Here is a 6,298-nt window from a genome sequence, read left to right as displayed (position 1 = left end):
GCCCAGATGCGCGAAGCCGCGGAGCGAGTCGCGAGACATATCAGGTAGATAGGCGAGCGACGAGCGAGCACGCGACAAAGCAGATGGGCTGCGCAGTAACTTTTGCAGAGCTTCCTTATCATTACCCAAGGTAGAATTGGGACATAACACAGTCTTCTCCGACTTCCACCGTTAGTATTTTTCCCCCAGGGAATCTGCCGCCCGGTTAGCCAAGTTCGCATAGAAGGGTTTTTCGGGCGCGCCAAAGTATCACTATTCGCACTTAACTTAAGCTGTTTCGGCGGTGTCACTTGGCATTTATTAAGGGGACAGGCGAACTAAAAGGTCTCTACCTCGCATTACTCGTCACTTTCATCGGACTATTGTTGAGCTGGGCGCCGTATGGTTTAGACGTAGAGGAGCGATACGGTTTAGCGTGGCTCTTCTGGGCCCGGGGGCCAAAAGGGGCACCGCCGGAGATCGTGATAATCGCTGCGGACCGCCGCAGTGCTAAGAAAAGTGGATGGCCCGAGAAGCTCGACCAATGGCCACGCACCTTACACGCCCAGCTTATCCGAGATCTCTCCAAAGCGTGCGCTCAGGTGATCGTATACGATATGTTTTTCGGCGCCCCCCGTTCATCCGGCGAAGACCGGGTGTTTGCTGAAGCCATACATAACGCGGGCAACGTCATCCTGGTTGGCCACTTGGGGATCATGGAGGATGAGCTTCTACCAAGCGTACCCCAAGCAAACATCCAGATGACTTATTTTCCAGTACCCGTGCTCGCGGAAGCAGCGGCCGGCGTTGCCCCGTTTCCATTACCCAATGCACCTGTAGGAGTGACGGGACTTTGGGTCTTCAAGACGAGTGCGGGTGATATCGCGACACTTCCTACGCTCGCGTTTCAGCTCTATGCACTAGACGCCTACGAGGATTTTCTTCGGCTTTTAACGAAGCTCAGTCCGGAACAAGCTGCAAGACTCCCTGCAAGTAAGAACCAAGTCATTGCGTCTAAAGGTATCACGCATCTTGTCCTTCGTTTACGCGAGCTTTTCAAGATAGAACCAGAGATAGGTAACAAAATGCTGACGGAGCTCGACAAAGTCAGGCACTTTCAATTAACACAATCAACGAAGCAGACCATTAAAGCGCTTATTCATCTATATCAAAGTGACGATTGGCGATATCTCAACTTTTATGGTCCGCCGCGCAGCGTCACAACCATCAACTACCCAGAGGCCGTGCGGCTCGCCGGATTGGTTAATAACTGCAATGAGGAGAATTCCTTTCGTGGCAAATTGATTTTTATTGGAATGGCCGAAACATCACCTGTAGAGCAGAAAGACAAAGATATTTTTGAAACCGTATATTCAGACCCGAGCGGAGTCAAACTGAGCGGGGTCGAGATTGCGGCAACCGCTGTTGGAAACTTTATAGAAGACAGGCCCGTGCGGCGACTCGCGTATCCGGCGAGTTTTGGGATCATTATCGGTTGGGGATTTCTCGTCAGCGTCGGGTGGCGCTCGTATAGCACCGCGTTTGCACTTGGGATCACCCTCGGCTTTGGACTAGGCTACTTGAGCATAGTATTGTACGTTTTTACAGCCGCTGGGATATGGTTGCCCATGGTCGTGCCGCTCGTTCAACTACTCTTTGGGAGCACGCTCGCCGTGGCGCGTAACCGTAAGGATCTAGAACAACGCGTAGCGGCGATCCGATCATCGTTAATTGAGTGGCTGCCGCCCAACGCGATTGAAGAAATCGTGCAATCGCCTGAAATCGTGCACAAGGCCCGCGGCTTGGTTTACGGGACCTGCATGCACACCGATGTTGAGGGGTTTACGTCCATCTCCGAAGGTCTGGACCCGATCAGGCTCAGTGCAATGATGAGCGATTATTTTAAAACGATCGGCCAACCGGTAACCCGACGCCAGGGTTTGGTATCAGACCAAACGGGTGATGCGATGCTGGCGATTTGGGCCGCGGCGAAACCGGATATCTATCTTCGACAGCAAGCATGCGAAGGAGCGCTGGATATTTGTGAAGCGCTTGCGTCTTTCCAAAGAGAACCGGAATATCCAGCTCTCGCCACCAGAATTGGGTTGCACGCCGGTCGAATCGCCGTGGGAGGGCTCCGGATCGGAACCACGCAGCACTATCGCAGCTTTGGCGTCATCGTGAACACGTCGCAACGCATCCAAAGTCTTAACAAGCTATTGCGCACGCGGATCCTCGCATCCAAGGATGTGGTAGACGGTTTATCAGGTTTATTGATACGGCCCGTCGGCGGTTTTGTCTTTGCCGGATTGACGCTACCCCTAGACATTTACGAACTGCTCGGACGCAAAGCAGAGCTTTTGAATACACCTCGCAGTGGTGATGTCGTATGGCTTTGCGCCGCATTCGCCGATGCGCTCGACGCCTATAAAGACGGGCAATGGCAAACGAGCATTGAGCAATTACTGGAGATCCTAGAAGTATTTCCTGAGGATGGGCCGGCGCATTTCTACCTCCGGCAATGCGAATTCTATAAACACCATCCGCGCTCCGGAGTGTGGGACCCGGTGATCCGACGATAGCTGCTACCGTGAACCGGAGACCGGCCAGTACCCTAAGTGCGGTTACAATGCTGCATTGGATGGCGTGTGAACGGCGTGCTATAGTTGATGGAGGGAGCAGGGGCGCACACAGGTCTCCAGGATCGCCTCCTTACAAGGGATGCGCTGCGACGACAAATGCGGCAAGACAGTTTACGAGTTGCTGATTGGGCCAGGCTACTGCTAGCGTTGATAGTGCTGGCGATACTTACACATATTGCGCGCGCCGAGGCCGCTGACGCGCCGGGCTGCACGCCTTGGATAGCGAAGGCGGTCGGAATTCAGGGACAGGTTGAAACCCGCCGCGCTGACGAGACGCGCTGGCGGCCGGTCCGCTTGGAACAGACGTTTTGCGGTGGCGACATGATCCGCGTCGCCGAGCGCAGCCGTGCCGCGATTCTACTGCGGCCGGAGGAGACAACCCTGCGGCTCGATGAGCGGAGCGCGATGACGATCCCCATGGTGGAACCGAAGATTCCTAGATGGTTAGAGCTGCTACGGGGTGCGGCCAATTTTCTGAGCCGTACCCCAATATCGCTGAAGATACGCACGCCATTCCTCAACGCCCACATCGAGGGAACCGAGTTCCTAGTCCGGGTTGATGAAGACGAAGCCGCGATCCTCGTCTTTGCAGGTACGGTGCTTGCCGAGAACCGTGCCGGGCGCGTCCGGCTTCAGAGCGGGCAGCAGGCCATCGCCAAAGCCGGTCAAGCCCCGCAGCGGTCATTAGTGCTACGCCCGCGAGACGCGGTCGAGTGGGCGCTCTATTACCCGCCCATCATCGATTTCCGCAGTGAGCCCTATGGCGGCGATGCACCTGCTCTCCGCGCAGCGCTTTCGCTGTATCGTAAGGGCAAGCTGCTGAAGACTTTGGCAAGACTAGACGAGGTGCCCGCCGATCGGCGAGATGCGCGCTATTTCGATCTCCGCGCCGCGCTGCTCCTCTCGGTGGGCCGTGTCGAGGAGGCCCGATCGGACATCGCGCAAGCGCTCCGTCTCAATCGCGCCGATGCAACGGCGATTGCCTTGCGATCGGTGATCGCATTGGTGAAGAGCCAGAAACGAAAAGCGCTGCGACTCGCCCGGCAAGCCGTTGCGCGCGAGCCCCAATCCCCGGTGCCTCACATCGCCCTGTCCTATGCGCAGCAGGCGAGCTTCGATATCGAAGCTGCCTTAGAGAGCTCGGAGCAGGCCACTCAGCTCGCCCCGGATAACGGTCTGGCTTGGGCGCGCATCGCGGAGCTTGAGTTGTCACTGGGCCGACGCGGCCGCGCCCTGAAGGCGGCGGAGAAGGCCGTGGCCCTCGATCCGATGCTCGCCAGGACCCAGACCGTGCTCGGTTTTGTGGCGCTCGCGAAGATCCAGCTCGAGGATGCGCAAGCGAGCTTCGAGAAGGCCATTCGATTCGATTCGGCCGACCCACTCCCAAGGTTGGGGCTAGGCTTGGTTCAGATCCGTCAGGGTGAGCTGGCTGAAGGGACAGAGTCGATCGCGATCGCTGCGAGCCATGATCCCAATCAATCGCTCATCAGAAGCTACTTGGGCAAGGCCTACTACGAACAGAAGCGCGATGAGTGGGCGCGCAGTGAATTCGATACCGCCAAGGAACTCGATCCCAAAGACCCCACGCCGTGGTTTTACCAAGCGATCTCCGAACAAACCACGAATCGACCCGTCGAGGCCTTGCAAAATCTACAGAAATCGATTGCCCTCAACGACAATCGCGCCGTCTACCGATCCCGTCTGCTGCTCGACGACGATCGGGCCACGCGCAACACGAGCCTGGGTCGGATCTATACGGACCTGGGCTTTGAGCAACTAGCGGTAAATGAAGCGTCAAAATCCTTGAGCATCGATCCCGCGAACCACTCCGCCCATCGCTTTCTCTCCGATACCTATGTAGGTTTCCCGCGCCAAGCGATCGCCCAGGGCAGCGAGCTTCTTCAGGCACAGCTATTACAACCCCTCAATAGCAATCCAGTGCGACCGAGCCGCACCGAATCCGAACTCAACATTGTGGGTGGTCCAGGTCCGGCAGATATAGGATTCAACGAGTTTACACCGCTCTTCGAGCGTAACCGGGTGCGGGGTTTAACATCGGTTTTCGGCGGCAACAACGGTACCTGGGGTGATGAGGTGGTGTTGTCGGGCCTGTACGATCGTATTGCCTTCAGTTTGGGCCAGTTTCATTCGGATACCGATGGTTTCCGGGAGAACAACGACGCCGAGAATAATTTTTACGATGCGTTCGCGCAGGTCGCACTGACCCCGAGCCTCGATTTCCAAGCGGAGTATCGGCGGGGGGAGAACGAGCAAGGAGATCTTTCATTAAGTTTTATTCCTCGGGACAACGTTTCGATACGTACCAAAACTAATCAAGATACGGGCCGGCTAGGGGCTCATGGAGTCTTTCGCCCCAATCGGATCTCATCGTGTCCGGGATATACAGCGAACTCAATAAAGAGCGGAAAATATTCTTTGAAGACTTCGGTGATAGATTTGATAGCGAGGAGAGGGGTTTCCAGGTCGATGCGCAGTATCTTTTCAGGACGAGCAACTTTAACCTTGTCACAGGAGTTGGCGTATATAAGACCGACGTTGAAAGGAGCGCACCCACCTTTGGAGGCGACTCGTTTACTCGTGACCAATATACTGCCTATATATACGGCAATATACGGTGGCCTAAGAACCTTATCTGGACCATCGGCGGGAGCTACGATTCTTTTGAACAGTTTGACACCAACGTCGTCGATGACGTCCATCCCAAACTGGGACTCCAATGGAACCTAACGGACGACCTACGATTGCGGCTGGCATATATAGAGACGGTTAAGCGTGCACTTCTAGTCGACCAGACCATAGAGCCAACGCAGGTGGCGGCTTTTAATCAGTTTTTTGATGACCAGCAGGGAACACGAGCGAAACGCTACGGTATCGGTATCGATGCGCGGTTTGCTCAAACTGTTTACGGCGGCCTGGAAGCCTCAAACCGAGACTTGGTGGTCCCGCTTAACTTCTTTAACAGCGATGAAATATTTGAAGACGAGTGGCGCGAACAATTCTATCGCGCTTACCTATACTGGACTCCCTTCCGTGAATGGGTGGCAACCGCAGAATTCCGTTGGGAAAGGTTTAAGATAGAGGAGGAAGCAATCTCTTTCGTGAATCGCCCGACCCGCGTCGATACGAGGACGGTCCCTTTTACCCTAAGTTACTTCAACCCTGGAGGTTTTTTTGCGAGGTTCGGGATGGCTTATGTCCGTCAACAAATAGACGAGCGTGCATTCGATTTCAGCCGGTTTGAAGCAGTAGAATTTGACGACACTGAGAACTTCGTCGTACTGAACGCCGCCATCGGTTATCGACTTCCGAAGCGCTGGGGCATCGTAACGCTCGGCGCTACTAATTTACTCGACGAAGAATTTAAATTTCAGGACGATAGCTTTCGCACCTTGACGGCCGCTAATGTCGATGGCACTACCAGGGCGATCCCAGGTCTTCGAAGCAACGTTAATTTTCTTCCTGACCGAATGCTGTTCGCGGCTATTACACTGAGTTTTTAGCTAGGCAGTCCGGAAGCAGCGGAGAGGGATAAGTGATCCCTAACGTTGCATAAATTTTCGTTATTTACTGATCTCAGGCGGCTTTCAAGGTCTCCAGGTAATGCAACAGCTCGTCGCGGACGGCCGGGTTTACGGAGAGGCTAAGAGTGAGCTGGC

General features: G+C 55.1%; 2 protein-coding genes and 1 pseudogene. All 3 read left to right on the top strand.

Going from position 1 to position 6,298, the window contains the following annotated elements; all coding sequences use genetic code 11:
- Positions 1-290: 290 nt before the first annotated feature.
- Positions 291-2,561, top strand: coding sequence for an adenylate/guanylate cyclase domain-containing protein (locus M3436_18395; protein ID MDQ3565972.1), 2,271 nt, complete (start codon positions 291-293; stop codon positions 2,559-2,561).
- Between the two features lie 381 nt (positions 2,562-2,942).
- A pseudogene (locus tag M3436_18390) lies at positions 2,943-3,161 on the top strand (FecR family protein).
- Positions 3,162-5,011: 1,850 nt separating this feature from the next.
- Complete coding sequence (locus tag M3436_18385; protein ID MDQ3565971.1) at positions 5,012-6,142, top strand: TonB-dependent receptor; 1,131 nt, start codon at positions 5,012-5,014, stop codon at positions 6,140-6,142.
- Positions 6,143-6,298 lie beyond the last annotated feature (156 nt).

The sequence above is a fragment of the Pseudomonadota bacterium genome (genome assembly GCA_030859565.1).
Taxonomy (GTDB): Bacteria; Pseudomonadota; Gammaproteobacteria; order JACCXJ01; family JACCXJ01; genus USCg-Taylor.
This window is presented reverse-complemented; position numbering and strand designations above follow the sequence as displayed.